Origin of the sequence: Roseivirga misakiensis (assembly GCF_001747105.1) — a bacterium.
Lineage (GTDB): Bacteria > Bacteroidota > Bacteroidia > Cytophagales > Cyclobacteriaceae > Roseivirga > Roseivirga misakiensis.
Genome location: NZ_MDGQ01000005.1, coordinates 1409275 through 1435737 on the forward strand (window position 1 = coordinate 1409275; position 26463 = coordinate 1435737).

The following is a 26463-nucleotide window of genomic DNA, read 5'->3' on the forward strand; positions in this document are numbered from 1 at the left end:
AAAAACTTAGGTTGTTTTAATTAACGTTCGCCACCAGTCTTTTCAATTTCAATCGTTCTGTTTTTACGCTCTAAAGCCTTGTTGAACTTCTTAATGTCCTGATTGATCAATTTATCGAACTGTGTGATAGCATTTTCTAAACGATCGCTTAGAACCTCTTTTACTTCTCCTTGCTGATCGGTCGGTTTGAAATCTATTCCACTTCCATTTATATCACTGGCCAATGCACTCAAACGTCCATAAAGCTTAATCGGTGATCTAAAGGCATCCTCTCTTGCTCCAGTTAAATGAATATCATAAAGCTTTCCTGCTACCTCTTCGGCTAGTGCTTTTAGTCTAACCGCTTCTTTCTGTGTTCTTCTATCACCCACTTCCGCGATAATATCTTCAAGTTCTTTTCGGAGTACTTCCACCGCATTTATATTTACAACTGCCAAATTCATGGCGTTTCTTAACTCTAGTGCAAAGGCAACTTGTTCCTCAATATCAGCTTGGCTTCCTTCGGCCATCGGGTCTTTCAACACTTTGAGCGGCTTGCTCATGCTTTCTACTACTTCACCAGCCTTATTTTTAACAATTAGGTGCGCTTCATAAGTCCCTGGAGCTACTCTAGGGCCTAATTGACCAGCATTAAGGTCAAGGTCCCACTGGACTAATGGTCTCCAACCTTCGCCATTTAACTGAACCCATGGACGGCCAGGAGGCTGCACTCTTAATTTTGGTCGAAACGTAGATTCATACCTCAGATTCCATACAGCTCGGTTTACGCCTTTGTTATTTCTAGCTCGAAGTGTACGGATAACCTCACCGTTCTTATCTTTAATTTCTATACTGATTTCCCCATCGACTTTCTCTGGTAAATAATAGTTCAGAATAGCGCCATTTGGAGGATTTTGTCCTGAATTGTTACTCGCTCCATCTGTTTTAATGCTTTCGCGTGCGTTGAACCTGTAGGTATCACGAATATCGACTAGTTCAACCTTATTGGTTAAATTATCCATATTCCGAACTGCACCTAAATCGTCTAAGATGTAGTAACCACGTCCATATGTGCCGACGACTAGGTCATCGAATCGCTCTTGAACTTCCATCCAGTAAACAGGAGCAGGAGGAAGGTTAAGTCTTAGTCTTTCCCAAGACCCGCCATCATTGTGGCTGACATAAATTCCCTTATCGATACCGGCGTATAGAAGTCCTTCTCTTTTAGGGTCTTCTTTTATCACATGAACAAAACTAGATTCTGACTTAGGTATTCCATTCGATATCTTTGTCCAAGATTGTCCGTAATCGTTGGTTTTGTAGATGTAAGCATCGAAATCTCCCATCTGGTGTAGGTCTACAGAAATATAAGCTGTGCCTGCGTTGTACTTTGAAGGATGAATGTTGGCAATTGTTCCCCAAGAGGGTAAGTCGGGTATGTTGGCCGTTAAATTGACCCATTCTTGGCCACCATTTTTCGTCAACTGCACTTGACCATCATTCGTGCCTACCCAAATTAGACCTGCTTCGAGTGGTGATTCTTCGATCGCAAATAGGGTAGAACCGTCAAAGGTCATTAAGTTGTCTATAGCCACACCGCCAGAGCTTTGTTGATGGCTTTTGTCATTTAAGGTTAGGTCAGGGCTGATGATTTGCCAACTTTGACCTCCATCATCAGATTGATGCACAAACTGGCTTCCTACATAAACGCGATGCTTGGTATGCGTAGAGAAACTAAGTGGGAAATTCCAGTGCCAACGGTATTTCATATCGGCAGGGGCCCATCCGTAACCGGCCTCAGGCCAAACTCGAACTTCGCGAGAGTAGCCTGTGCGTAAATCATGTCTTTCTAAACCACCATCATAACAACCTGACCAAATGATATTGTTGTCATTCGGATCAGCTTTTGCAAAGCCACTTTCACAACCGCCAACCCCTTTCCAAAGGCCTAATGGAATGTAGCCTTGAAGCGAGTTGCTTGGCCCCATATAAGACCAGCCGTCTTGTCTATTACCGATAACATTATAAGGAATCTGATCATCCACCGAGACGTGGTACATTTGAGCGATCGGCAAGACCACACGCTGAAATGACCTACCGTGATTTAAACTAATACTGGCCCCACCATCGTGAGCTACCATCATTCGGTCTGGGTTAGTAGGGTCAATCCACATGTCGTGATTGTCGCCGCCGCCTCTTGGTGGCCGTGGGCTTCTTGTTTTTCCTCCGTCTAATGATTGTACAAATCGAACACTCATCGAGTAGACCTCATCTGGATTGTCGGTACCAACTGCAATTCTGGTATAATAGGGCGCTCTTTCATTCCAAGTGTGATCTTGACTCATTAATGTCCAGGTTTCACCTTTGTCATCAGATCTCCAAAGCTCTGGGCTGTTGATTTCAAAAAGTGCATAAACCACGTTTGGGTTAGAGTAAGATACAGCAACGGCAGTTTTACCAACGGGTCTTTCTGTACCGCCTGGCAACCCTTTAGATGTTAAATGCTCCCAAGTATCACCACCATCGGTAGATTTGTAAACACCTCCGCCTGGGCCGCCACTATTAAGTCCCCACGAATTGATATGTACAGACCACATACCAGCATAAAGAATGTTAGGGTTTTTCGGATCAATCGCCAGGTCAGCTGCACCTGTACCTTCATCTACAAACAGAATTCTTTCCCAAGTATCTCCACCATCTTTTGTTCTGTAGATACCTCGGTCTTGCTGAGGTCCATAAGTATGACCGAGCGCGGCGGCATAAACTACTTTTGGGTTTGTCGGGTGAACGATTACTCTACCAATTCTTCCTGTTTTTTCAAGGCCTTTATGTTGCCAAGTTCTGCCAGCATCGGGAGAGAAGTAAATGCCGTTGCCCATGGCATGAGCTGGACGAATAACAAATGTCTCTCCTGTGCCAACCCAAACTTGCTTTGGATCAGTTTTAGCCAAATCGATCGATCCAATGGATGAAATATCTTGTCCGTCGAAAATAGGTCTCCAGTTTATACCGCCATCCTCGGTTTTCCATAAACCGCCTGAAGCGGCTCCTATATAATTGACCATCGGATTACCAGGTTCGCCAATAATGGCGATTGTTCGGTTTCCTTCAGGGCCAATAAATCTAAATCGTTGATTGCCCATTTTGTCATTCAAACTCTGCTGAGCCCATAATGTACAAGAGGATATCAGGAAGATAATGATGAGGGTGGTTCTATTTCGAAGCATGTTGTTAGTAATAGTTCAGCCTTAATTTAAGGAATAATACCTACTGGTTGGAATATGATTTGAAAGGCAGTCAAATACTTTTGTGATTGGTCGTTTTAAAAGATTTTTATCGTTTCATTTTTGACTAAATGAGTGGCTATCGGTAAGATTTGTTAAATTCAGATTCGACTATACTTCTAATGAAAAAGTTAATAATCACCGCGCTATTACTGATGTCTGTGAGTGCCTTTGCTCAAGATCAGGCACGTTACACGTTTGTCTTCCTAAATACTAATCAGGATCGTCCTGAACTCCCTAAAAAGGAGGTGGATAGTCTTCAGGCTGGGCATATGGCAAATATTGGTCGGTTGGTGAAGGAAAGGAAAATGATTGCAGCAGGTCCTTTCGATGGCGGCGGTGGAATATTTCTGTTCGACACAAATGTAGAAGAGACTAAGGCTGTTTTGAATTCTGATCCTGCGATAGCTGCTGGAAGGTTTAATTTGGAAGTTATGGCCTTTGATATGGCCAAAGGGGAGATTTGCACCTTATGGGATGAAGATGAAGCGGATATAGGGATGACAAGCTACTATTTGGCCAGGTACACGAATAATAATACAGGTTTTGGTACTCAAACAAGTAGTCATACGGTACGGCACATGCGCGATGCTGAAAGAATGTTTAAAGAGCTAAAGGTTCTTGGCATTTTGAAATTTGAGGCAAATCAGGGGCAAGTTGTCATCTTTAATGCACCAGAAAGTGATGCGTATCAAGAGTATTTTGCCAAGCAGAAATTGGTAAAAAAGGGTATGATGGATGTTTACGTTAAACCACTATATTTTCCAGTTGGTGTCTTTTGCGAAAATTAATTGCGCAATAAGGCTAATTAATCTTCACCACATTTTTTCCGATAACCTTTCTATTCATTAAATCTCTAATCGCTTGGCCACCGTCTTTTAGCGAATAGACTTGATGGATATTCTGTTGGAGTTTCTTTTCATCAATCCAACCCAGTATTTGTTTAAAGTTCTGCATGCTTTCTTTAGGCTGTTTTTGGGCAAAAGCACCCCAAAATACGCCCACAATTGATGCTCCTTTTAAAAGAGGAAGGTTTAGTTTGATGGCTGATGGTACTCCGGCAGCAAATCCTACGACGAGATACCGACCTTGCCAAGCCAATGATCGGACAGCGGGCTCTGAATATTTGTCACCGATCGGATCATATACGACATCTACACCTTTTTCATTGGTCAATTCTTTTATGGCCGTTCTTAGATCTGACTTGGTGTAGTTAATAGTATCATCTGCGCCGAGCTTTTGGCAAACTTCTAATTTCTCATCCGTTGATGCGGCGGCAATCACTTTTGCTCCTATAAGTTTCCCGATCTGAACAGCGGCCAATCCTACGCCACCCGCAGCACCTAAGACCAAAAGTGTTTCTCCTGGTTTTATTTGGGCTCTTTGTTTGAGGGCATGCAAGGATGTACCACAGGTGTACATGGTAGTTGCGGCCGTTATAAAGTCCATGTTTTCTGGCATTAACAAGCATTTATGACTGTCTGCCAGTGCATATTCAGCGAGTCCGCCCCAAATTGTAAGCGCAAATACCTTGTCACCCGGTTTTACGTGACTTACATTTTTCCCAACGGCATCTACAACCCCAGAAACTTCTCCACCAGGCGCAAAAGGAAGGCGAGGTTTAAATTGATATTTATCTTGGATGATAAGGCTGTCGGGAAAGTTGATGCCGCATGCTTTGACCTTTATTAGTATCTGATTTTCGTTGGGAGACGGCTTATCAACCTCAGCCATATTCAGTGTTTCTGGTAAACCGAAATTTTCGCAGAGCAGCGCTTTCATTACTTCTTATACTTATCTTTTAAACCTATACCATTTTGAATCATAGGAATGATTTTCTCTAACCTAGATTGCTTCGTATTATCTCTTTTTGCCATGGCAATGTATTCAGCAAAATCCCTTTGGTTAGTCAGCGAATGGGCTTGAAAGCTTTCTTTTAGCGCTAGATTATTATCCAATACTGATTGAAGCTCAGTTGGGATAATCAATGGCTTGGGACTCTTTTTAGGGGGCTTGTATTCTTTGCCTGCATGATGGTTTTCAATAGCTTCTTCAATATAGGCTTTGATTAAATCTTCGTTTTCTTTGATTTCTTGCACCGACTGAAAGCGCCACTGCCGCATGGCATGAGTTTTTCCCTCTTGCGCATTGACTAATTGATTCGCTTCATCTCTGAGGAAGCATCCCTGAAAAAACCAGATGCCTGCGTAGGCCTTAAATCCACCAAGTCCGATAATGTTCTTGCCAGAAATAGTATAAACCGGAAATGCCCATTTTACGGTTTCCTCAAACGGGAAAGCCTTGAGAATTGCTCTTAAATAGGTCATTTGCTCCACCTGTGGCGCATCTGGAGCAAAATAATCCTCTACATTTTTAGATTTTAACATGAGTAGGAAGTTCCAAAAAACAACCAACTCATGCAAATACTATTGATTTCGAGCCGCTAAAATTAATTTTTCGGCATTATCACCAGTTAATTGCCAAGTGAGACACCTAACGCTTCCGCCCATGGCACAAACACCCTCGGCATTAACACGAATAATGTTTTTTGTCGTATTGGCTTCCATTAATCTTAATGCCTCTTCTTCATGGGGCATATTAAATACAGGGACGTAAATGTTATTATAAGTAGTCGTGGCATTCAAATTAATTCCACATGCCGATTCAAAGCCGTCCCATTGACCAGGAGAATTCGATGCATACTCTACGGGTATCTCCACTAGATTTACTCCTGGGAAAGCGCTGCTAAGTTCATTCAATACCTGTGATCTTAGGTTAGTGTCAGTAGTATAATCATTGATCAGAAGCGTGTTATCGTCAAACCAACTCACCATTCCATCCGAATGAGCCAAAACTTCCTCATCAGGTACTATTATGGCTACCTCCGCGGCACCTAACTGCTGCTTAAGTGCCGCTACACCTTCGGCATAGGTTAAATTATTGTCATCAAGGAAACGCGTTGTCGTGATTACACGCCCATTATAATTGTCGACCAAATTTCCACCATCAATAATCAAATTAGTTTTGGACCTTTCAATGCCAATTGTATTAGCAAATTGATTAAAACTGTTCTGTACTTCTTCACTTTCCCTCTTAGTCATAGAAGCCCAAGAATAAGTGAACTGTACTGGAGATTGTGGATTTACCGTGCTAAAATCTCTCATCCAGATGTCATAAACCTCGGCTGTAATAAGTATGTCACTTGGCAACCTATTTTCATATAAGTGACGTGTTTGGCGATCAACTATGATGACCACATTATCATTACCCATTATCGATTTGGCATAGTTCACTTGAAAGTCTACAATGAGGTTCAAAGCCGAACTATAGTAAGCATCGTTGATACTAGGAGCAGAGAGCACTAAAAGCATCTTATCCGAACTGATCGTATTGGTTGGGTTTGTTGTTTCATTTTCGTTTTGAGTTTCTTCATTATCGCAAGCACATGTGAAGAGTCCTACGATCATTAGTATACCGACCATTTTTTTCATGTTTAATGTTTTGGTTTGTCATTAGATACTGCTCGATCTCATTTACCCTACCTAATAGCCTTTTTCTAGTCCATTTACTTGAATACTAAAATAAATAGCAAAAACTAACTTGTGTAGTATTTGAAAACTAAAATAATTAGTATATTTACAATATGATTTTAGAAAAGGGGCATTCATTATTTAATCAAAGCGATCTGAGCGAATATTTATTTATCGTTTTGCCCTATGCTGAGATAAGTAAAGAGGTAAAGTCTTTTAAGCGAGACTTCTTCAGTAAGTATGGTGCTTATCCAGGTCAGAACTCTTGTGCACATATACGATTGGTCTCTTTTTTTCAGCCAGAAGAAAGAGAAAAGAGGCTGCTAAAAGCATCACAAGAGGTGCTAAATCAAATAAAAGGCTTTGAGATATTCTTAAATGGCTTCGGTTTTTATGGAGTTGATCGGCATATCTTTTTAGAGGTGCTCAATAAGCAATCTCTTGTAGATGTTTACCACCTGTTGAGATTCAGGTTGTTTCAGGAATTGGTATCGCTGTCATTTCTAAATAAGCAGTTCGAACCTACACTAAATATTGGCACTGGTTTTACGGCATTGCAGTTTATGGATGCAGTGAGGGATTACGAGCATGAACCTTATACTAATAGTTTTAGAGTTACTAGAATACACGTGCTAAAAAGAAAGGCACCGTTTAAAACTTGGGAAAATTTAACAACACTGCCCTTAGCAAAATCAGAAGGAGAGTTGCTGGGGCTTCTTTAAATGTTTAGGTAAACCTAGCTGAAATGATTTCAGCCAATCTCCGCTTTCCCAGGTGGCGGAGATTGATTAGGTTTTTATAGAAGACAAGAAATTAGTGAATAGATAATAGTAAGATGAGAGATTTTGGAAGTTTAAAAATAATGGAGCAAGGGATTGAGATCATGTCTACGACAAGCCATTTGAAGAAAACTTGTGTTCAGACAGATTTGGCAGGTCTGATAAAGGAGATCAACCTATTGGCTATTCAAATTCCTTCTAATATAGCGGCTAGTAGTGCTGATAAAACCTCAGATAACTACGAAATTGGCCTAAAGAAGGCGCTTTCTTCTGTAAGAGATATTGAGAACAAACTAGAGGATGTAATCCCGGAAACACCACTGACGCATCCTTTGAATAGGCTTAAACAGCTAGTCAGTAAGGAAGAAGCTTTGATAGAGCATGCCTTGAACCATTCAAAGGCTCGGAAACAGAATAGACCATTAAAGAGGTCTAGACTCTCCGTAGTTTCAGGCAAATCAAGATCAGCAATGCCGAAAATTAAAGTGAGCCAAGGTCTTCAGGTAGAGCTATTCTAAATACCCAATTCCATTCATCGAATTATTTGGTCATTCATCGAAAGTTATTGTCAGTTATCTAAGGATTTCGGCCATTAATCGAAATTTAAAATTCGCGACTTATCTCTTGCGTTCTTTTGTCTTGCTTAATCAAGGGATATTAGACCATTTATTACTATAGATAGGAAGGGTTTTCTTCATGAAGAAAACCTATTGTCCAATCATTTGAAAAATGATTTGGAGCTCGTCGTAGGTCAAAAGGTCAGCCCACTGATCCTAAAAGCAATAATTCCTCAGGTTCAGAATTCATCCATTTCTTCTTTCACCACGGAGTATGAGAATATTATACTTTCTGCAAAAGTTGATGCTTCAACTGATTTATACCATATTACTTTTTCAAAACGAGAGGACCGAGAGTTGCAAAAGAAGTATGCTACAGATAAATATCGATTATTAGTAGAGGCCGCACAGGATGTGATCTATGAAATCGATTTGAATGGACAATTCACGTATGTCAACCCAAAGGCGACGGAAGTTTCTGGATATTCTGAGGCCGAGTGCTTAAAAATGAGCTATCTGGAATTGGTAAGAGATGACTGGGAAGATCGCGTTCAAGCATTTTATTTAAAACAGGTAAAAGAGTCAATTCACTCTACTTATCTCGAATTCCCGATAATCACTAAAAAGGGTAAAGAAGTTTGGTTAGGGCAAAATGTGCAATTACTCGAGGATGAGATAGCGCAAGTTGGGCTGATGGCCATTGCACGTGATATCACCATAGTTCATGATACACAAAAAGCCCTAGAGCGATCGGAAGAAAAGTATCGGGGGATTATCCAGAACCTTCAGTATGGGCTCATGGAAGTGGATTTGGATGAGAAAATCATCTATGCTAACGAAGCCATGTGCTTAATAACGGGGTATTCTCAAGAAGAATTAGTTGGGCAACATGCCTCAGATTTACTAGTTGATGAAACAACGAGGTCTGTCATTGATAATCAGCATGAGCAGAGACTTGAAGGTGTAGCATCGGTTTATCAGTTAAAACTCCGTCATAAAAATGGTGATGAACTTTGGGCCTTAATTTCTGGTGCACCAATATTTGACGTGGATGGCAACCGTGTGGGATCGATTGGTATCCACATGGATATTACGGAAAAGCAAAGAGATCAAGAGGCCCTCGTTTTTGCTAGAAATCAACTGGAGCAACAAAATGAAAAGCTCCACAAGAATCAGAAATTTTTAAGCGCGATTAACGGTTTTGTTACTAAGCTCTTGAATGATGAAACGCTGTTTGAAATCGCTTGGGAAATCGCGGAAAATGTGATTGACCAGTTTGGTTTTGAAGACTGTGTGATTTACGTTTTGAATGACGATACTGGAAAACTCACTCAATTGGCTGCATATGGTGCTAAATCCACAAAAAATAGACAAGTCGTAGATCCTATTGAGATTGAAATGGGAGTGGGTATTGTAGGTACGGTGGCACAAAGTGGTGTTGCAGAAATTATCAAGGATACCACAAAAGACCCGCGCTACATTGTTGATGATGCCAAGAGACAATCGGAAATAACGGTTCCGATAATTGCCGATGGCAAAGTGATCGGGATTATTGACTCTGAGCATAGTGATAAGAACTATTTTAGCGATGCTCATCTGGAGATTCTCACGACTGTTGCTAATTTAGCCTCCAACCGATTGAAGAATGCTATTGCGAATCAAAAGCAATTACAAATAGAAGGTGAACTCAGAGATAGCGAAGAAAAGCTTAGAACAATTCTGGAGTCAGCCATTGACGGAGTTATTTCTATTGATGCCAAAGGCGTAATAGCAGAATGGAACAAGCAAGCCGAAGTCATTTTTGGTTATAAAGCCGAAGAAGTAATTGGACTCACACTGACTGAAACTATAATCCCACCTAATTTCAGGGAAGCGCACGATAGGGGAATGAAACATTACTTCCGCACGGGTGAAGGACCTGTATTGAATCAAAAAATTGAAATCTCAGCCTTAAGAAAGAACGGTGAAGAGTTTCCGATCGAATTGGCTATTATCCCAGTTAGAACCAAAGGAGTCCAGACTTTTACAGCCTTTTTAAGTGATATTACTATTCAAAAGGAAGTTCGACTAGAAATGGAAAAGGCGCTTAATAAAGAGAAGGAAGTCAATGAGTTAAAGTCTAGGTTCGTAGCCATGACCTCGCATGAATTTAGAACACCACTCACTACGATTAAGCAAAATTCTGACCTGATCAGCCACAGACTTGAGTTAACGGCACCAGACCAGTTTCCGAAATACGCCAAGTACTTTGATCGCATTGAATCAGAGCTGGGGCGTGTAACTGGTCTAATGAACGACATACTTATGTTGGGCAGAATTGAATCTGGTAAGATAGAAATCAAGAAGAAGGAAAATGACTTGGTTGAATTCTGCCAACAGCTTGTAGACAAGCAAAGAGTTGATGAAAACCCTGTGATGAATTTTAAAATTCAAGGGGTGCCAAGGCCTATAATGTTTGACCGTCAACTGCTACACCATGTGGTTTTGAATCTTTTAACCAATGCTACTAAGTATTCTACGGGTAAAAAAGATCCACAGGTCACGCTTGTTTTCAACGAACTGGATAAAGCGAGAATTCATGTGAAGGATTTCGGAATCGGTATTCCAAAAAAGGATCAAAAAGGTCTTTTTCAATCATTTTACCGTGCCACCAATGTGAAGAATATCCAGGGTTCTGGCCTTGGACTATCAATTGTGAAAGAATTCACTGAAATGCACGGCGGAAAAGTGGAGGTTATTAGCGAGGTGAATAAAGGGGCAGAGTTTATAGTTGAAATCCCAGATAAGTAAGAAATCCAATATTTGAGTTTCCTGTCTTATGCTTATATTAACATCAAATAAAGCGTATGACCAAATTAAAAGTACTGGTAGTAGAGGACGATCCAATGATCGCCGAAAGTGTACAAGATATATTGGAACTTCTGGATCATGAAGTAGTCGGAATTGCTGAAGATGCTGAAACCGCCATTCAGCTTTGCAATGAACACACACCTCAAATTGCGCTGTTGGATATCCAAATTGGTGGCGACATCGATGGGGTAGATCTAGCAGAGTTGATAAACGATCAGTTTGACATACCATTTATTTTTACAACCGCCTTTGCCGATGACGCTACTGTTGCCAGAGCATCGGAGAGAGGGCCTTTTGGCTATTTGGTTAAGCCATATGGTGTCAAGGACATAAATGCTGCGATAGAAATCGCAATGTCTGCCTATGGTAGATTAAAAAAGGCACAGGAAAATCCCGGAGTATCAAAAATCATTGACAATAGCCTTTTCCTAAAAGTCGATGCCAAACTTATTAAGGTTAAGATTGACGATATTTTATATGTTGAAGCGAAAGGTGATTATGCGCTTTTCAAGACTTTAGCGAAAGGCTACATTGTGCACTCAACTATGAAACGTGTACAAGAACGGCTGGATCAATATAACTTTGCCAAAGTACACCGATCATATGTAGTCAACCTATCCAAAATTGTAGACATTGAAGAATCTAACCTGCTGATAGAGGATAAGGTAATCCCGATCTCGAGAGCCAATAAAGAGGCACTAATGAAGCGATTGAATAAGCTATAGTTATTTCATTTTAATTCAGGGTTGTAGTTAGTGGTCTATCTACGCCAAAAGGGAGTTTTTGAGTAGCGTTTTATAAATATCTGATTTACAATCAGAATGCCGAATCATCTACTTACCTTTGCCAATCACTTATTAATTTCCCTTGAGTCATTTTAGTCAATTAGGGCTTTCAGAGTCCACGTGTAGCGTTTTAGAACAATTAGGTTTTGAAAAGCCAACCCCCATTCAAGAAAAAGCGATCCCGATGCTGTTGGAAAACGATCCAACAGATTTTATCGGTTTAGCGCAAACTGGAACGGGTAAAACCGCTGCTTTTGGTCTTCCACTAGTAGATATTATCAATGAGCACGATTCGACTACGCAGGCGTTGATCATGGCGCCTACAAGAGAGCTTGGACAGCAAACTGCCCAGCAGTTAGTGACATTTGCGAAAAGTAAAAAGGGCTTAAATGTAGAGGTTGTTTACGGTGGTGCTGATATCAGTCGCCAGATTAAAGCACTAAAAAGACCAACCCAAATTGTGGTGGCCACACCCGGTAGATTATTGGATTTGATCAAACGAAAAGCGATCAAATTGGAAAACGTCCAACATGTAGTGCTTGACGAAGCTGACGAAATGTTGAATATGGGCTTCAAAGAGGATATCGATGAGATTTTGAGCCATACTTTGGATAATCGGGTTACTTGGTTGTTTTCGGCCACCATGCCGAAAGAAATCAGACGTTTGGTTAAGACCTACATGAAAGACCCTTTGGAGGTTTCTGTAGATGCTGACCAAAAGAGTAATAAAGATATCTCACACCAATACGTAGTAACGAAGACGGATAATAAGCTGTCTGCGATAAGGCGTTTTATGGATATTCAGCCCGACATGAAAGGCATTATGTTCTGTAGAACAAAAATGGATACCCAAGAAATAGCAGATCAATTGTCTAAGTTGGGTTATGCTGTGGAAGCATTACACGGAGATTTATCGCAAAGACAACGCGATACTGTCATGAAACGATTCAAATCTCGTTCTATGCAGCTGCTCATCGCAACGGACGTTGCCGCAAGAGGTATTGATGTTAATGATTTAACCCACGTCTTTCATCATAAACTGCCAGATCAATTAGAGAGCTATACACATAGGAGTGGTAGAACCGGGCGTGCTGGTAAAAAAGGAATCTCAATGGCCTTTATTAACCCGCGCGAGAAACGGAAAATCACAGATATTGAGCGCAAGGTTAACGTAAGCTTTGAAAAAGTGACGATCCCAACGGTTGATGAATTAAAAGTGAGCCGAATTAATAACTGGGCCAACATAATTTTAAATACCAAGGTAGACGAGCAATCGGAAGAAATACTGGCCAGTTTGCACGGTCAATTCGAGGGGCTCACTAAAGAAGATTTACTAAAGCGTTTAATATCCACTCAACTTGACCATTTAATGGTTCAGGGTGATGAAGAAGGCGATATTAATATCGGTGATGGCAAGGAGCAAAAAGAGCGTAAATCACAGACTAAAGATGGTTTTAACCGCTACTTTATCAATGTAGGGTTGATGGATGGCATTACCGAAGCCGATTTAATCCATTTTCTTTCTGACGTGACGGGTATTCGAAGAAAGCATTTTTCTGATTTCTCTATTCAAAAGAACTGTAGCTTCTTCAATATGGAAGAGAAGCAGGACGATGATTTAGCCAAGCACTTTGAGTTTATTGAAGTAGAAGGGCGTGCCATCCGAGTAAATCGAGATGAAGAGGGCAGACCTTCACGAAACAAGCCATCCCGATCTAGAGGCGGGTTCCGCGGCGATGGTGGCAATAGAAAAGGTGGTGGTCGTAAAGGCGCAAGAAGTGGCGGTAGTCGATCTCAATCTAGTGTCAATCCTTCCTCAAGAAGAAACAGAGGTCGTAGGAGATAGACTGATTCAATGAAGCGATATAGGTTAGGGAAGATAAATCAAATAAGCCCTAATTCTACCTATTTTATTATTATCTTATAGAATTATCCCCTAATAAAAAGAAGACTATCAAGCACCCAAAATTTAATAAAAACCAAGGACCAGATTTTTCACAAACCGTGAAGAATCGTGTGAATAATTACTTTACCGATAATAACATCAGCAAACAGGCTAATCTTGGTATGGTTTTGAAGACCATTTTGATGCTTTCGTTGTTTATTGTTCCAATTACGCTGATCAATGTAGGTGTAGTTCAGCAGGTTTGGCTACTCTTTACCCTTTACTTAATAAGTGGATTAGGAATGGCCGGTATTGGAATGGGGGTCATGCATGATGCAATTCACGGTTCTTATTCAAAAAACCGTACCGTCAATAGACTTTTAGGTTACTCAATGAATATTATAGGGGCCAATGCGGGCGTATGGAAAATTCAACATAACGTTTTGCATCATACTTATACGAATATCGACGAAGCCGATGACGATATAAATACGCCGCCTTTTCTAAGGTTTACACCAAATAGGAAGTGGATGAAGGTGCATAAATATCAGCATATCTATATTTGGTTTTTTTACTCCTTGAGCACTATATCGTGGATTACGACCAAGGATTTTATTCGCGTAAATCGTTACTGGAAAATGGGTCTTGTCGGTTGCAAGGGTAAATATAGGCGCGAAATGTTACAGGTCTCTTTGTGGAAAGCCTCTTATTATGTTTATGCCCTAATTCTACCGATGATTTTCTTACCTATAAATCCATTAGTAGTTTTTGCAGCTTTTATTGCCATGCACATGATCACGGGAATTTGTATTAGCGCTGTCTTCCAAACAGCTCATATTATGCCAGATATGGAGTTTCCTAAAATGGACGAGGACGGTAAGATAGAGAAGAACTGGGCAGTGCATCAATTAGAAACAACGGCAAACTACGCACCCAAAAGCAAAATTTTCTCTTGGCTAATTGGTGGTTTGAATTACCAAGTAGAACACCATTTGTTTCCTAATATTTGCCATGTACACTACAGGAAGCTTTCTAAAATAGTAAAGGCTACAGCCGAGGAGTTTAATGTCCCATATTATAGCCATACGACCTTTCTGAGTGCATTAGGTCAGCATACTAAAACGCTTCAGTTATTGGGCCGACCAGATGCAGATAAAGAACCTAACGCTGAATTAAGCGCCTTTCCAGTAGGGTAGTCAATTATTGCGTTCAATTAGGCACTGGCCATCTGAGCCCTTTTGGCTTTTTCCCAAGTAACTTTCTGCTTTCCGCTGAAATATTTAAACCAGCCTAGCACTACGCATATTTGCATAAAAAGGAAGTAATAGGGAGTGTGAAGAAACTTGAGTTTTACCTCTGCATTTCTCAAAATATATCCTGCGAAAGCCAGTAGGTAACAGATTAATTGTAGTCTCAACAGTAATTCGTAAGCCCAATGCTCATCCGCTAAAAGAAAATTAAAGACTAATACCATTAGAATGGCTATTGGAATGACTGTCCACCTTAAAACCCTATGCGACACATACTGAAACGTCAACCGACCATATTTAAAGAAGTTTAAGAGATAGGCAAGTTTTAAAACAGCCTGAATTCCTCCAGCGCTAATTCTTATCTTCCTTTTTTGTTCCTCTTCTACCGAAGCCGATGCAGTTTCTAAGGCAATCGCATTAGGTTCATAGGCAACTTTGTAACCCTTGGCAGCCACAGACATACTCAAGACAAAGTCTTCAATAAGCGTTCTTTCGTCAATTGGTTGGTATAAATGAGTTCTCATGGCGAAAAGTTCACCTGCTGTGCCGACTAATGTGTTCCATTCTGCGTCGTTTCTCTTCAAAAAAGACTCATATTTCCAGTAGAAACCCTCTCCAGTACCAGCTGCATTATCCGAATCTTTAACAAAGATTCTCTTCTCTCCAGAAACTATCCCAACGCAATTACGCTGAAAATGACTGACTAAGTTTCTTAGACCATCCTTGTTGATCATTACATTGGCATCTGAAAATATGGTGATTCCAGTGCTGATTGAGGACATTACCCTATTAACAGCAGCTATTTTACCAGCCCTCGTTGGTTTGAATTCAAGCTGAATTTCAGGGTGGTTACTAATGAGCTCATTGGCGCTATCGGTGGAACCGTCAGTTACAAAGAGGATATTCAGTTTATCTTTTGGGTAAGACAATGCCAAGGTATTGCTGATTTTATCTTCGATAATCTCTTCCTCGTTATAAGCAGCCACAACAAATGTTACTTCAGGTAAATCGTCGTCAGAAAGTGTAGGAAGAGCGATCCGAGCTTTTTTGATGCTGTTAAAAAAACTGATCAATAGGCCATACCCAACAAAATGATAGCATATGAGAAAGGCAGCAATCCAGAAAATGATTTCCATGTCTTTAAGTTTTAAGGTTTATGCAAAAGGCTTTATTAAATCCTTTCAAGCAAGGTAATCTGTGGAGGGCTCCACTTTCTGCAATTCTGTTTACTGACCGATTAAGTGGGTCAATTGGTGTGATTTCAGGGTTAATTAGAAAATTTGAAATCCAAATCTTTTTTCCATGATACTGTGAGAAAAGGCCTTTTTAAAGGCCCTAGCGTGCTCTTTTTCGCCTTTGATAAAATGCGTGATTAGATTTTTTGGTAGACTGATGAGGATGAAATAAACAGAGAAGAGAATTGATGAACCGCTTCCAGCTTTTTGCATAAAATGCACCCTGTTTCTTGTTTGGTAATAGACTTTTAAAGGACTATTTTTTCCAGTTGAAACAGACTCCTTATGCAAGATGGATACCGTGTTCAAGACCTTTAGAGTATACCCTTTAGACCTTATGATTCTAGACCAATCTAGCTCTTCGTAATAAAGGAAGTAGTCTTCTGGTAGACCACCGCAGTCATCAAGCACGCGTCGTGATATCATAACGGCTGCACCGTGAATATACGGAGTGTCTGATAGTTTAGTCTGAGACGGTTTGCGGATAATCTCGTTTCTTCCTGTAATAGGGTTAATCTCTGTAAACCCCGCAAACTGCACCTCATGGTTATCAAAGAATTTAATAACCGGACTTACGGCACCGATGGACTGGTCTTTAAGCGTATCTAATAAGCCTTCAATTAGGCCATTTTCAATTTCAGTGTCATTGTTTAAGAGTAATAAAAAGTCCCCACTGGCAGCTTCCAGACCTATATTATTGCCCTTGGCAAAGCCTGAATTCTCGGACACATTTATCACTTTCACATCGGGTAGATACATGCTGAAAATATGGCTATCATCTCCCATTTGTCCATTATCGATAATAATCGTTTCTAGGTTAGGGTAGGTCAATTCTCTTATAGAATCTAGTAATTCACAAGTGACTCCAGGCTGCTTATAGTTGACCGTGATAATGCTTACTTTAGGCGTATTCATGATTGTGGTTTTTGTCCAATAACTTGAATGGCGTTCCCCCATTTATTTTGGTGAACGATTCTATCTAAGTGAATTAATCCTTTGGCAAAAGGCAGGGTGATAAGCTGGCCGAGTAACCCGGCTTTCTTCCCTAAATATGCTGCTTCCCAGCCAAAGCGTGAAAGCCAACCGTCGGAGTAAGAGGCGTGAATAATTTTGAATCCATGTGACTTGAAACGCGCTTTTAAGCCTTCCAGGTCATAAATTTGACCAATATGTTCATCCTCGAGCCACTCATGATGATCTTCAAATAATTGTTCTGGAAGAATTGTTTTTTGATCCTTGTTAGGGATTTTCACCAAGAAATAGCCACCTGGTTTGAGTTTATCATAACAAGTTGAAAATGGCATTTCTTCAGGTAAAATATGCTCGAAAACGTCTATTGTGAATATAAAATCGAGTTGCTCTAAATCCGTTGCTTCAACGCTGGAGTTATAGGTGGAAATGTTGTTGATACCTAATCGATCAATGGCTGATTTAACAGTATTGATTCGTTGTTTATCGATGTCTAAAGCATGCAGTTTAGCTTTAGGCAATGCTTCGGCTAAGCTCAGGGCGTATTCTCCATATCCGGTTCCCAAATCCAAAACGCTCCCGCTTTCAGGTAATTCAATGCTATTCACAAGTTTCCTGAAAACTGTGAAACGCGCATAGTTCCCGATATTGGAATAGCCGAATGTACTCTTAAAAATATTCGCCAGAACAGGGTACTTTTTAAGTCTCGTGCTAGTGAATACCTGCGCTGTACCAAAAGTTAATTCCATGATATTGATTTTAAATTAGATCCTTGACCTCTTAGTGCCTGCCAAACATCTTTAATTGGTTTAATCGAAGCGTAATGTTTGATTCTAAATTGACCAATAATGGTCGTGATAATAATGCTCAGTGTTGTAGCGATCGCGGCCCCAATAACTCCATAAATTGGTATCAGCAAGAGATTGACACTGATGTTAATCATCAAGCTAATTGTTAACATATTGAAGTTGATTTTTGGCTTTCCGATTGCGTCAAGTGTAAGCCCAAATACTCTACCCCAAGGCTTGAATACAATGCCTAAACTCAGTACTATAATGAGTTGAGAAGAGTCCATGTATTCGCCTGATGATAAGAGGTTTATGATTTGACTGTTGAACATGATAACTGTAATGGTTATTGGGATTACGCATACTAATAACCTGATTATCGCTAGACCATATTCTTTATTTAGATCGTTGGAGTTGTTTGTATGATAACTTGCCGATAACCTAGGATAAATGACCTGTGACAAGGCATGTAGGGGAAGTTCGGCGTAGTTCGTAATTTTTGTTGCAAAATGAAACAATGCTACGGAAACTGGATCTAGAAAAAACGCGATCATAAGTATATCCGCCTTATGAAATAGAATAGATAGCATGTTTGTGCCAGCTGAATACTTGCCAAAGTCAAGTAGTCTTTTGAATTCAGATTTCTTGGGGATTTTTAGAGATAAATCGCTTTTGTATAGAAAGTAAGCAACGGGTAATACTAAGGATACCAATTGAGCTTTTATGACTTCTGTTAAGCTTATAGTCTCTGATGTTTGATTTAGAAATACAATAGAAAGAACAAGGCAACCCAAATAAATCAAATTCACGATGAGGTAATCCTTGAACCGAAAACTCGCTTGACAAAGCGTACTAATGAATTGCATAGTGCCCAACATAAGCAGAGTCTTCCATAGATGAGGCAAGATTTCTATTAACGCTGAGGGGTTTGGCCAGAGAAGTGATGCGATGAATGCTGAAGTGCTTATTAATACAATGAGTCCATAGTTTAAGCAAAATCCAGTGTTGACAAGTGACTTATTTTGGGGTGATTTAATCAAAAGCCTCGCCAGTCCATTATTCACCATACCTTGTCGAATGGCATCGGCTATCGAAACTATGGTCATGTAAAGTGCCCAGATGCCATAAAGGTCTTGGCTGATCTTATTTATCAAGAGTACAAACAACAAGAAATTTGACAGCAAAAAGGCGATTTGGCCTCCAAACGAAAAGATAGAGTGCTGTAAATACTTACTATTTCTAATTCGCTCTAACATTAACTTGCAATTTTATTGTAAGCCTGGATTGTGTTTTCGGCGATCTGGCTCCAAGTGTACTGTTTCAATACGTTTGACTGTCCTACGCGTCCCATTCGCTCTGCAATGGATGGGTTTTTGGCCATAAATTCCATGGCATTGATAAATTCTTGAGGTTTGTTCGCTTGACATAGAATACCATTGCGTCTGTCAGTCACAGTTTCTCTTATAGCGGGTATATCAGAAGCGATCACAGGAATGGCATGTGCATTGGCTTCTAGGAGTACTATACCTTGTGTTTCATAATGACTCGGAAGTATTAGGGCTTGATAATTAGGGATAAGCCGATGAATCTCCTCATTAGAGCGTTCACCAAGTAACCTCACCTGATTTTCGAGCCCATATTCCTTAATCAGAACTGAGATTTTATCAAATTCATGACCCAATCCGATGATGTCTAAAGAAATATCACTCGAACCGTAAGCCATTTGCTCAACGATTTTACTAACGCCTTTAACAGGGTGAAGCCGACCAATAAAGAGAAACCTTTTCGCAGTATTTGCGACGTCTTTAGCCGTAATGTGCTTTGCTGCAACACCATTTGGTATAATCTCTAAAGGTTTATTCACACGTAGGTTTTGCACCTGATCCTTTAGCGATTTACTTACTGAAATGTTAAGTCTGGTGGCATAGAGGAGCCGCTTTTCAATCCATTTGGTAACCGTCGTGTGTAGATTACGATTAATGGCATACCATGGTCTGTTCTGGTTTTCAAGATCAATGAGCCCATGAACCGTGTTGACTAGTTTGTGATGCACCTCTTTTACTAAAAATAGGAGGTATCCACTTCGCCCTTGACTATGTATGATGTCAAAACCTTCATGGTTTTCGTGTATCCAGTTTTTCGCCGTCCAGTTGAAAGAGAATTCTTCAGCCAAATAACTTATCGGTTTTATGTATCTACCAGGAAAGTAAGGCAGGCTAGTTATTTCTATGCCCTCTTTTACCAAACGGCTCTCTTTGCTTCGATACGCTCCGCCACTAAGTATTGAAACACGGTGTCCTTTCTCAGTCAGTGCCTTGGCCAACTGCCAAGTGTGGGTTTGAATTCCACCTTTGAATTGCCAAGGAAGTGTTTTGCAAATCAGTAAGATATTCAATTGACTTTGGTTCATCTTTTCTTTCGTTTAGCTTTTAGTTTTTTTGCTTTAGCCATTTCCTTTTTAGAGTTCATAGCACCTATGATCAGCGCCATTAGGGCAATTGGCAATACCAATGGCCACGGCATTCCTTGAAAAATCATGAGCTGACTAGTTTATGTTGCGTATGTAGAAATTGAGTTTTTGAAGCTTTCATAAACCCGATTGCTCGAATAGCTCCCCACGTCAATTTTGGAATAGATCTCAAAATCGTAATTGTATTTTTTGCTAATTCCTGACTTGGCAAGACCATCAAATAGGAGGTAAGTGTTGCGCTCAAACCGAAAATAGAAAGTGTGGTTAGTGCCAATGAGTTGATCAAAATAGCATATGCTATAGCGCAAAATAGTAGCATTGGCGCTAAAACTCTTGGGGGCAAGGCTAGCTGCATTACTTTATGGAAATGATCCATATTCCCTTGGCTCAAGGATAGTAATGCCGATTTAAGTGATTTGAAGAAGAAGCTGTATTGAGCTTGTAGCCATCTTCCACGTTGTTTGGCAAAAGCCTGTGTGTTTGATACTTTTTCATCAAATACGATGATATCCTGTGCGTATTTAATATGCACGCCTTGCTTCGTGAGTGCAAGCTCTAGCTCTTTGTCGAATCCGCCAATTGCCTCTAGTTGAAAGATGAGCGACTTGAACAGGTGATAGTCGAAGACCATACCTGAGCCTGATAGTTTGGATGAAAAACCCAAACGATTAGCACCCTTACACAACATTTCGGTATTGGCTGCCTCCGATAAACCATCCATTAAGGCGACTGATGTTTGCGCATTAGCGGCAGCACGCAGACCTTGGATTGCATCAAACCCACAGCTTAAATAATGACTCGCTTTGAAAAGCAAATTCATATTCACCACGTTATCTGCGTCCAAGATTATTACACCTTCATAGGCGTTTTCATACTTGGCTATGGCAGCCTGTAGCGATTTCACCTTAGTGCTTTTTTCAAAGTTTACTTTTAAAACCTCGGCGCCTAAAGCGCTAAGCTTGTCGTTGGTACTTTCCTTTAAGCCATCGCTGATCACCACATAATCGAAATGAGTTTTAGGATACTTGTACCTCAAATTCATGTTACGTTTGGTGGATCTTATAATGACACTGTCTTCTTGATAGGCTGGAACTAATACCAACATTTTTCTCTTCCTTCCATCAAATTTGCAGATGGGTTTGGCTTTTCTTTTGGATGCCACAGCGAGTAATAGATGATAGCAGCCACTAGCCGATAAGTAGGCGATTATAACTGTTGCGATGATGAATGTAATAGTGCTCATAACTCATTATTTATAAGTTTAAATCTAGTTTTTGATTCAGCGCAGATCGGCTTATTCCGATCGCTGACTATAATTAGGAGGTGGGCTGTAACGAATAATCGATAAATGGAAATAAGGCTATTTAGCCTTTCTGGTGAGGATAAATATGAAAGGGATCATCATATTTGTAATCGGCCCTGTTGGCATTTGCCCTAATACTTGATTGCCATAACTGGCAAAAATCACTCCAACGAACGCGGCATAAAAAGCAATCGCATGGGACTTTTCTCTGGAGTCTTTCATTCGCATAATACGATGGCCTCCTTTGCCTAAAATGTAAGCCAAAATGATTAAATGGAGTGTAAGACCTACGGTTCCCGTTTCTGCCCATATTTTCACATACCAACTATCAGTAGCCGTATTGGCCATCAATGATTCTGGGTTAAACCTAGCCCCCCAAAAACCTGCTGTACCTACACCACCACCAAAAGGTTTGTTAGCCAAGTACCTTCCGAAAGTCTTTTGATTGTCTAACCGGACACTCAGAGATTTATTATTGGGGTCTAGCGCGGTGCGCATACGGCGTACTTGTTCTACACCTTGAAACAGAAAGGTATACTTTAGGATACAAAACACGATCATGATAGCGCTGAACCCAGCGACCAGTATTTTGAAATTCTTGACCAGAATAAGGTATGCAATTCCTCCAGCTAAGGGCACCATTAACGCACCTCTTGTACCAGAAATGGCAAAACCAAGGAAAAATGTAATCCCAAGGATTAGATATTTTGTTTTGGTAGTTTTCATAAATGGCCCCATAAATAGTATACCACATACTAGGGCCATCATGGCTTGAGATGCACCAAAGGCTCCCGCATCGGAGTAGTAGGAAAAGACCCTTAATACACCATGTAATATGTGTTCTTCATGATGCTCTTCTACATACAACCAGTGATACTCCGCGGCATCTACTCCTAAAATCTGTTGTTTAAAACCCCAAATCGTACCCAAAAGAGATAGTAGTAATATGCAGTTTATAAACTGATGAATGTCCTTTGGTTTTCGGAAAAGCAGAAAGATTAATGGAACGGTCAGAAATTGGTAAAAACCAATACCGCGCATCGCATAAAACCAAGCGATTAAGCCATTTCCAGCTGGGTTAACTGATTGGAAAAGAATATAGCCCATCCAAATTACCGTAAGCCAAACAATGTCTTGCTTCACATGCTTCCATTTTACTCTTACGTCTTTGTTTAGCAGTACGACAAGCCAAGAAAGTACAAGCAAAATGTCTATGCTTAAACCCCAAGGACCAGGTAGGTATCTTGTTAAGCCAGTAGACAGAAAACCCATAATTAGAGCTCCCCAAACACCGTATTTTGGATTTTTCCAGATGATTGAAAGTGAGGTGAGTGCAATTGGTAGCGCCAAAACAATCAAACCTCCAGCAAGCCCCATCACTTTGATCGCGAAAAAGGATAAGGCTATTATGACTAACAGAATAAGGATTCCGAAGCCTGAGTTTATTTTCTGGGCTCCCTGGCGTATGGCTAGTATATCAATATTGAAATCGCGGTGTTTCACATTATGAAGGTAGACTTCCTAAATGCCGAAATTTTGCTTGTTAGTTAAACTGCTCGAAAGTGAAGTTTAGTGGTAGGTTCAGTCAGATTGGTGGATCACCTTGTTAAACTGGCGTGCTCGATCGGGCCAAGAATTCTTTTTGGCGAACTCAATGCGTTTTTGTCCCTTTAACCTGTTGTTATACTGGATTTCTTTTTGAGTTAAAGCGATGAATTCTGCTGGGCCATCGGCTATGCTGATCAATTTTTCGAAATCAGATAGATCGGCAAAGTCAGTGCTAATCACTGGTTTACCAAGCGCTAAATATTCGTTGATTTTCAAGGGGTAAATGGCTTTGGTTAATTCATTTTTCACAAAAGGAATCAGGCACGCGTCTAACATGTTCAATTTTTCAGGTAGTAACTCTTGGTTTATCGCTCCGTGGAAGTGAACATTAGCTGGCATTTGTGGAAGGTTAGTTTTGATCGGCCCGAAAAAGTGGTGTTCATACAAGTGGAAGGATTGGGCAAGTCGACTAATCAAATTAAAGTCTATCCGATCATCAATAGCTCCTGCATAACCCAAGGTATAGCTACGTTTTTTATTTGGTACTACCGTTTTGAAGACGTCGAGATTCACGCCATTAGGAACCAAATAACAATTCTCGTTCAATTTAGATTTTTGGTCTTTTAAATGTTGGCTTGTACAAATAACCCCATCTGCAGTTTTGATAAACTCTTCTTCATAGCTAGGGCCATGTTTTCCAGACCAGGTAGTTCCAGAAATCTCATCATAACAGTAGTAAAATGTCTTTTTTGCCTTCCAGTAAGGCTGAGTTAATAGGCCGAACTCAGGATTAAATGCATTGATTAATGTAGTTTTTTCAGGGTTCACTTTTTTGGTAATAGATCGGATACTTCTTTTTAAAACCCATGCATTCATCCGATTGAATAATCTTAAAACCCTTTGATTGTTAATCCAGTTAGTTGGTAATACTGGTGGTGAACTATAGACTTCTATAGTGCCAAAATTGGTTTTGATATTTCTCCATTTGTTGGCTAATCCCATCACTCTTTTCTTCGGGGCATAGCGATTGAAAAACACATCTTTCCATGTATAATGATAATCTACCAAAATTACCCGGTTCTCCTTAGTTAGCCGCGTCATCAGCTCTAAAGTAGATTTGATGTAAGGTGTATCCCAGGCGGGAAATGAATGGCAGATGATAGTATTCATGCTCAAATAGTTGCTGGTTTGAAACCTTGGGTCAACAATTGCTTCATTTTCATTCTAAGCCAAGTTCTTCGCTTAGGTACTTCACCAATTATATCTTCCATGACATCGACGGAAACACCATTTAAAAATAGGAGGGGCTTTTGCCCTGCGAGTTTAGAATATACCTTCACAGCATGCTTGTCGGCAGCTGTCCACTTTCGGTTGGCTCTAGCCACCAATAAGTGAATGGCTGCCCCTTGTAAGTCAGATTGTGCATAGGGCTCATGTAGAATTGCATCAATTTCTTTAAAAGTGAATTCAGGAATTTTTAAGTCGCTTGCCGATAAGAATTTCTCGAAATATGCCTTCAAACTTTCTGATAGCAAGGTCTTGCCTTCGCCGTGTTGTGTACTTAAAAGAATTACCTCCCTTGGAACATCCTGACCGTTGGTTTTTGCCCTTAATTCTTGTACCAAAAGGTTTAGTGCTTGCTTATTCAATTGAGGGAAATCTACCAAATGTTTATCTGGATGCGCTGGTTGTTTCGAGAGTACACCAGCGATTTTCAGCTTGGTTTGTGCACTGGCATTTTCAGGGTTTTTTAAACTGCTGTCCATCAACTCCAAGGCTATGATTATACCTGTGGGTAAGACTAGCCCAACGAGGAAGGCCAATATCACCATCATCATTCTTTTTGATTTTAATGGTTTATCAGGGTAATATGGTGCATCAATTACCTTTAAGTTACTCGACATCATACTGCTGTATTTATGGAGTCGAGCTTGATTATAACTGTGCAGGTTTTCCAAATAAGCGCGCTCAGCCACATCTATTTCTCTTTCTAATCTCTTTAGCGTAGAGCCAAGCGGTGCAAAACGATCATAAATCATCTCGTACTCTCGTTTTCTTATATCCATTACCTCAAGCTTTGCCGAAGACTCCTCTTTTATGATGACTTGGTTAAGCCAGTTGGTCAATAAGTCTTTGGTTTCAACGCCTTCAGCAGTCTGGTTTACTAGAATTAGTTCGTCAGCTATACTTGTCATTTCGGTCTTTAGCGAATCGATCGTAGCACCGAGATTAGATTTTCTGATGTATCTGCTTTCATCAAACGTAGTATCATTGACTAATTCTAACTGTGTAAGCATAGCCGTTTGCTTAGAAATCTCAGATCTGTTAAATGCTATCTTACTTTGAAGCTGAGGAATAATCTGCTTATCCACGATTTCTGCTTCTACTTTCGCCAATGCAGATTTTGATGCGGCTAGGATCTTTAATTCCTCTTGATATTGACGATCTAGTTCTTGTTTGTTTCCTGAGATGAAACGCGTTTGTTCATAGTAATTGATGATCTGATTATTTACTCTAAACTTTAATAATTCATCTTCAGCACCCTTCAACTTTCTGTCAGATTTGTCTACTGCATCTTTGAAGAAACCTATAACAGAGTCTGTTTGGCCTTCTTTGTTTGCTTTCTGCTGTGTGATAAATATATCGGTGAGAAGTGATAGTGTTTTTTGACTCAAAATGGGATCTATTGAACTATATTCCATTCTGATCATATCACTGTTTCCCTCACGTGACACCTTTAAATTGGCCAATTGGTCTAATCCGAAGAATGCATTTTCAGAATTGATCAATTTATGGACGGGATTCTCATTGTCCTTATCTCGAATTTGGATGATCTGGTAAAGGAGAGATTCCTCGTTCTCCCTTTCCGTGACTTGGATTGGTAGTTCCTTGATTGATTTTCTGTAATCTGATACGTTTTCAGGAAGAATGTCTAGTGCGCCTTGATAGTCTTGCCATAAAAAGTAGGCTAATAATCGGGCAGAAAGCTCTCTATGTGTTTCATAGGCCAAGGCTAAGTTGATCAAGTTTTCAAGCTCGTTGTTGGTTTTGGCATAATCGATTCTGCCTGAGCTGCTGCTCTCGATGCTGTATCCTGAAATCAGTCCAGTATTTAGCAGCGTATGCGTAGCGTACTCTTTCTTATCGTTTTTAGTGCTAAAGAAGACTAAGAGTGTCAGCACTAGGGCCGTACCAGCTATGTGCCAGAAGTAGCGAACGATTAAACGAATAAGTTCTAGTAATGACATGGG

General features: G+C 40.3%; 21 protein-coding genes. 7 read left to right on the top strand and 14 right to left on the bottom strand.

Annotated elements, in window-relative coordinates; translation table 11 throughout:
* Nucleotides 1–20: 20 nt before the first annotated feature.
* On the bottom strand, nucleotides 21–3206 hold the full coding sequence (locus tag BFP71_RS13800) for a WD40/YVTN/BNR-like repeat-containing protein (protein ID WP_069836040.1): 3186 nt from the start codon (nucleotides 3204–3206) through the stop codon (nucleotides 21–23).
* A gap of 179 nt (nucleotides 3207–3385) precedes the next feature.
* Between BFP71_RS13800 and BFP71_RS13805 the strand changes: the two genes are divergently transcribed.
* Complete coding sequence (locus BFP71_RS13805) at nucleotides 3386–4054, top strand: YciI family protein (RefSeq protein WP_069836041.1); 669 nt, start codon at nucleotides 3386–3388, stop codon at nucleotides 4052–4054.
* A gap of 13 nt (nucleotides 4055–4067) precedes the next feature.
* Here BFP71_RS13805 and BFP71_RS13810 read toward each other — a convergent pair whose 3' ends face one another.
* Genes BFP71_RS13810 through BFP71_RS13820 form a run of 3 tightly spaced genes read right to left on the bottom strand, consistent with a single transcriptional unit; the run spans nucleotide 4068 to nucleotide 6754 of the window.
* Nucleotides 4068–5045, bottom strand: coding sequence for an NADPH:quinone oxidoreductase family protein (locus BFP71_RS13810; RefSeq protein ID WP_069836042.1), 978 nt, complete (start codon nucleotides 5043–5045; stop codon nucleotides 4068–4070).
* A complete protein-coding gene (locus tag BFP71_RS13815) occupies nucleotides 5045–5650 on the bottom strand; it encodes a YdeI/OmpD-associated family protein (protein ID WP_069836043.1) in 606 nt (201 codons plus the stop codon). The genes BFP71_RS13810 and BFP71_RS13815 overlap by 1 nt, the downstream gene beginning before the upstream one ends.
* A gap of 39 nt (nucleotides 5651–5689) precedes the next feature.
* Complete coding sequence (locus BFP71_RS13820) at nucleotides 5690–6754, bottom strand: agmatine deiminase family protein (RefSeq protein WP_088125033.1); 1065 nt, start codon at nucleotides 6752–6754, stop codon at nucleotides 5690–5692.
* Nucleotides 6755–6906: 152 nt separating this feature from the next.
* Between BFP71_RS13820 and BFP71_RS13825 the strand changes: the two genes are divergently transcribed.
* The 6 genes from BFP71_RS13825 to BFP71_RS13850 all read left to right on the top strand — a co-directional run bounded on the left by BFP71_RS13825 (nucleotide 6907) and on the right by BFP71_RS13850 (nucleotide 14845).
* On the top strand, nucleotides 6907–7515 hold the full coding sequence (locus BFP71_RS13825; protein WP_069836044.1) for a 2'-5' RNA ligase family protein: 609 nt from the start codon (nucleotides 6907–6909) through the stop codon (nucleotides 7513–7515).
* A 113-nt stretch (nucleotides 7516–7628) separates the two neighbouring features.
* Nucleotides 7629–8090, top strand: a complete 462-nt coding sequence (locus BFP71_RS13830) for a hypothetical protein (RefSeq protein ID WP_069836045.1) — start codon at nucleotides 7629–7631, stop codon at nucleotides 8088–8090.
* 216 nt (nucleotides 8091–8306) lie between these two features.
* Nucleotides 8307–10919, top strand: a complete 2613-nt coding sequence (locus BFP71_RS13835) for a PAS domain S-box protein (RefSeq protein WP_176723370.1) — start codon at nucleotides 8307–8309, stop codon at nucleotides 10917–10919.
* 56 nt (nucleotides 10920–10975) lie between these two features.
* Nucleotides 10976–11704, top strand: coding sequence for a LytR/AlgR family response regulator transcription factor (locus BFP71_RS13840; protein WP_069836047.1), 729 nt, complete (start codon nucleotides 10976–10978; stop codon nucleotides 11702–11704).
* Between the two features lie 142 nt (nucleotides 11705–11846).
* Nucleotides 11847–13610 carry a DEAD/DEAH box helicase gene (locus BFP71_RS13845; protein ID WP_069836048.1) on the top strand — a complete coding sequence of 588 codons (1764 nt, stop codon included), beginning with the start codon at nucleotides 11847–11849 and terminating at the stop codon, nucleotides 13608–13610.
* Nucleotides 13611–13768: 158 nt separating this feature from the next.
* On the top strand, nucleotides 13769–14845 hold the full coding sequence (locus BFP71_RS13850) for a fatty acid desaturase family protein (protein WP_245701849.1): 1077 nt from the start codon (nucleotides 13769–13771) through the stop codon (nucleotides 14843–14845).
* Between the two features lie 17 nt (nucleotides 14846–14862).
* Here BFP71_RS13850 and BFP71_RS13855 read toward each other — a convergent pair whose 3' ends face one another.
* From BFP71_RS13855 to BFP71_RS13895, 10 genes are all read right to left on the bottom strand, one after another.
* Nucleotides 14863–16035, bottom strand: a complete 1173-nt coding sequence (locus tag BFP71_RS13855; RefSeq protein ID WP_069836050.1) for a glycosyltransferase family 2 protein — start codon at nucleotides 16033–16035, stop codon at nucleotides 14863–14865.
* A gap of 135 nt (nucleotides 16036–16170) precedes the next feature.
* On the bottom strand, nucleotides 16171–17049 hold the full coding sequence (locus BFP71_RS13860; RefSeq protein WP_069836051.1) for a glycosyltransferase family 2 protein: 879 nt from the start codon (nucleotides 17047–17049) through the stop codon (nucleotides 16171–16173).
* Nucleotides 17046–17852, bottom strand: a complete 807-nt coding sequence (locus tag BFP71_RS13865; protein WP_069836052.1) for a class I SAM-dependent methyltransferase — start codon at nucleotides 17850–17852, stop codon at nucleotides 17046–17048. Before BFP71_RS13865 ends, BFP71_RS13860 begins: the two co-directional genes overlap by 4 nt.
* Entirely contained in the window at nucleotides 17843–19147 is a 1305-nt protein-coding gene (locus BFP71_RS13870; RefSeq protein ID WP_069836053.1) for an oligosaccharide flippase family protein, read from the bottom strand. The genes BFP71_RS13865 and BFP71_RS13870 overlap by 10 nt, the downstream gene beginning before the upstream one ends.
* The gene (locus BFP71_RS13875; protein ID WP_069836054.1) at nucleotides 19147–20301 is read right to left on the bottom strand and encodes a glycosyltransferase family 4 protein; all 1155 of its coding nucleotides are present in this window, start codon (nucleotides 20299–20301) and stop codon (nucleotides 19147–19149) included. Before BFP71_RS13875 ends, BFP71_RS13870 begins: the two co-directional genes overlap by 1 nt.
* Nucleotides 20298–20429 carry a hypothetical protein gene (locus tag BFP71_RS19480; RefSeq protein ID WP_262501527.1) on the bottom strand — a complete coding sequence of 44 codons (132 nt, stop codon included), beginning with the start codon at nucleotides 20427–20429 and terminating at the stop codon, nucleotides 20298–20300. The genes BFP71_RS13875 and BFP71_RS19480 overlap by 4 nt, the downstream gene beginning before the upstream one ends.
* Nucleotides 20426–21604: a glycosyltransferase gene (locus BFP71_RS13880; RefSeq protein WP_069836055.1), complete on the bottom strand. Its 1179-nt coding sequence runs from the start codon at nucleotides 21602–21604 to the stop codon at nucleotides 20426–20428. The genes BFP71_RS19480 and BFP71_RS13880 overlap by 4 nt, the downstream gene beginning before the upstream one ends.
* 117 nt (nucleotides 21605–21721) lie before the next feature.
* Nucleotides 21722–23167 (bottom strand): O-antigen ligase family protein, encoded by a 1446-nt coding sequence (locus BFP71_RS13885; RefSeq protein ID WP_088125036.1) that lies wholly within the window; start codon nucleotides 23165–23167, stop codon nucleotides 21722–21724.
* Between the two features lie 78 nt (nucleotides 23168–23245).
* The gene (locus BFP71_RS13890; protein WP_069836056.1) at nucleotides 23246–24382 is read right to left on the bottom strand and encodes a glycosyltransferase; all 1137 of its coding nucleotides are present in this window, start codon (nucleotides 24380–24382) and stop codon (nucleotides 23246–23248) included.
* Nucleotides 24383–24384: 2 nt separating this feature from the next.
* The gene (locus tag BFP71_RS13895) at nucleotides 24385–26460 is read right to left on the bottom strand and encodes a GumC family protein (protein ID WP_069836057.1); all 2076 of its coding nucleotides are present in this window, start codon (nucleotides 26458–26460) and stop codon (nucleotides 24385–24387) included.
* Nucleotides 26461–26463 lie beyond the last annotated feature (3 nt).

Coding starts and splice junctions, on each gene's coding strand:
- BFP71_RS13875 (WP_069836054.1), bottom strand. CDS start 20,301: ATGAACCAAAGTCAATTGAATATCTTACTGATTTGCAAAACACTTCCT.
- BFP71_RS13820 (WP_088125033.1), bottom strand. CDS start 6,754: ATGAAAAAAATGGTCGGTATACTAATGATCGTAGGACTCTTCACATGT.
- BFP71_RS19480 (WP_262501527.1), bottom strand. CDS start 20,429: ATGATTTTTCAAGGAATGCCGTGGCCATTGGTATTGCCAATTGCCCTA.
- BFP71_RS13825 (WP_069836044.1), top strand. CDS start 6,907: ATGATTTTAGAAAAGGGGCATTCATTATTTAATCAAAGCGATCTGAGC.
- BFP71_RS13880 (WP_069836055.1), bottom strand. CDS start 21,604: ATGAGCACTATTACATTCATCATCGCAACAGTTATAATCGCCTACTTA.
- BFP71_RS13870 (WP_069836053.1), bottom strand. CDS start 19,147: ATGTTAGAGCGAATTAGAAATAGTAAGTATTTACAGCACTCTATCTTT.
- BFP71_RS13810 (WP_069836042.1), bottom strand. CDS start 5,045: ATGAAAGCGCTGCTCTGCGAAAATTTCGGTTTACCAGAAACACTGAAT.
- BFP71_RS13855 (WP_069836050.1), bottom strand. CDS start 16,035: ATGGAAATCATTTTCTGGATTGCTGCCTTTCTCATATGCTATCATTTT.
- BFP71_RS13830 (WP_069836045.1), top strand. CDS start 7,629: ATGAGAGATTTTGGAAGTTTAAAAATAATGGAGCAAGGGATTGAGATC.
- BFP71_RS13890 (WP_069836056.1), bottom strand. CDS start 24,382: ATGAATACTATCATCTGCCATTCATTTCCCGCCTGGGATACACCTTAC.
- BFP71_RS13805 (WP_069836041.1), top strand. CDS start 3,386: ATGAAAAAGTTAATAATCACCGCGCTATTACTGATGTCTGTGAGTGCC.
- BFP71_RS13895 (WP_069836057.1), bottom strand. CDS start 26,460: ATGTCATTACTAGAACTTATTCGTTTAATCGTTCGCTACTTCTGGCAC.
- BFP71_RS13865 (WP_069836052.1), bottom strand. CDS start 17,852: ATGGAATTAACTTTTGGTACAGCGCAGGTATTCACTAGCACGAGACTT.
- BFP71_RS13860 (WP_069836051.1), bottom strand. CDS start 17,049: ATGAATACGCCTAAAGTAAGCATTATCACGGTCAACTATAAGCAGCCT.
- BFP71_RS13815 (WP_069836043.1), bottom strand. CDS start 5,650: ATGTTAAAATCTAAAAATGTAGAGGATTATTTTGCTCCAGATGCGCCA.
- BFP71_RS13840 (WP_069836047.1), top strand. CDS start 10,976: ATGACCAAATTAAAAGTACTGGTAGTAGAGGACGATCCAATGATCGCC.
- BFP71_RS13800 (WP_069836040.1), bottom strand. CDS start 3,206: ATGCTTCGAAATAGAACCACCCTCATCATTATCTTCCTGATATCCTCT.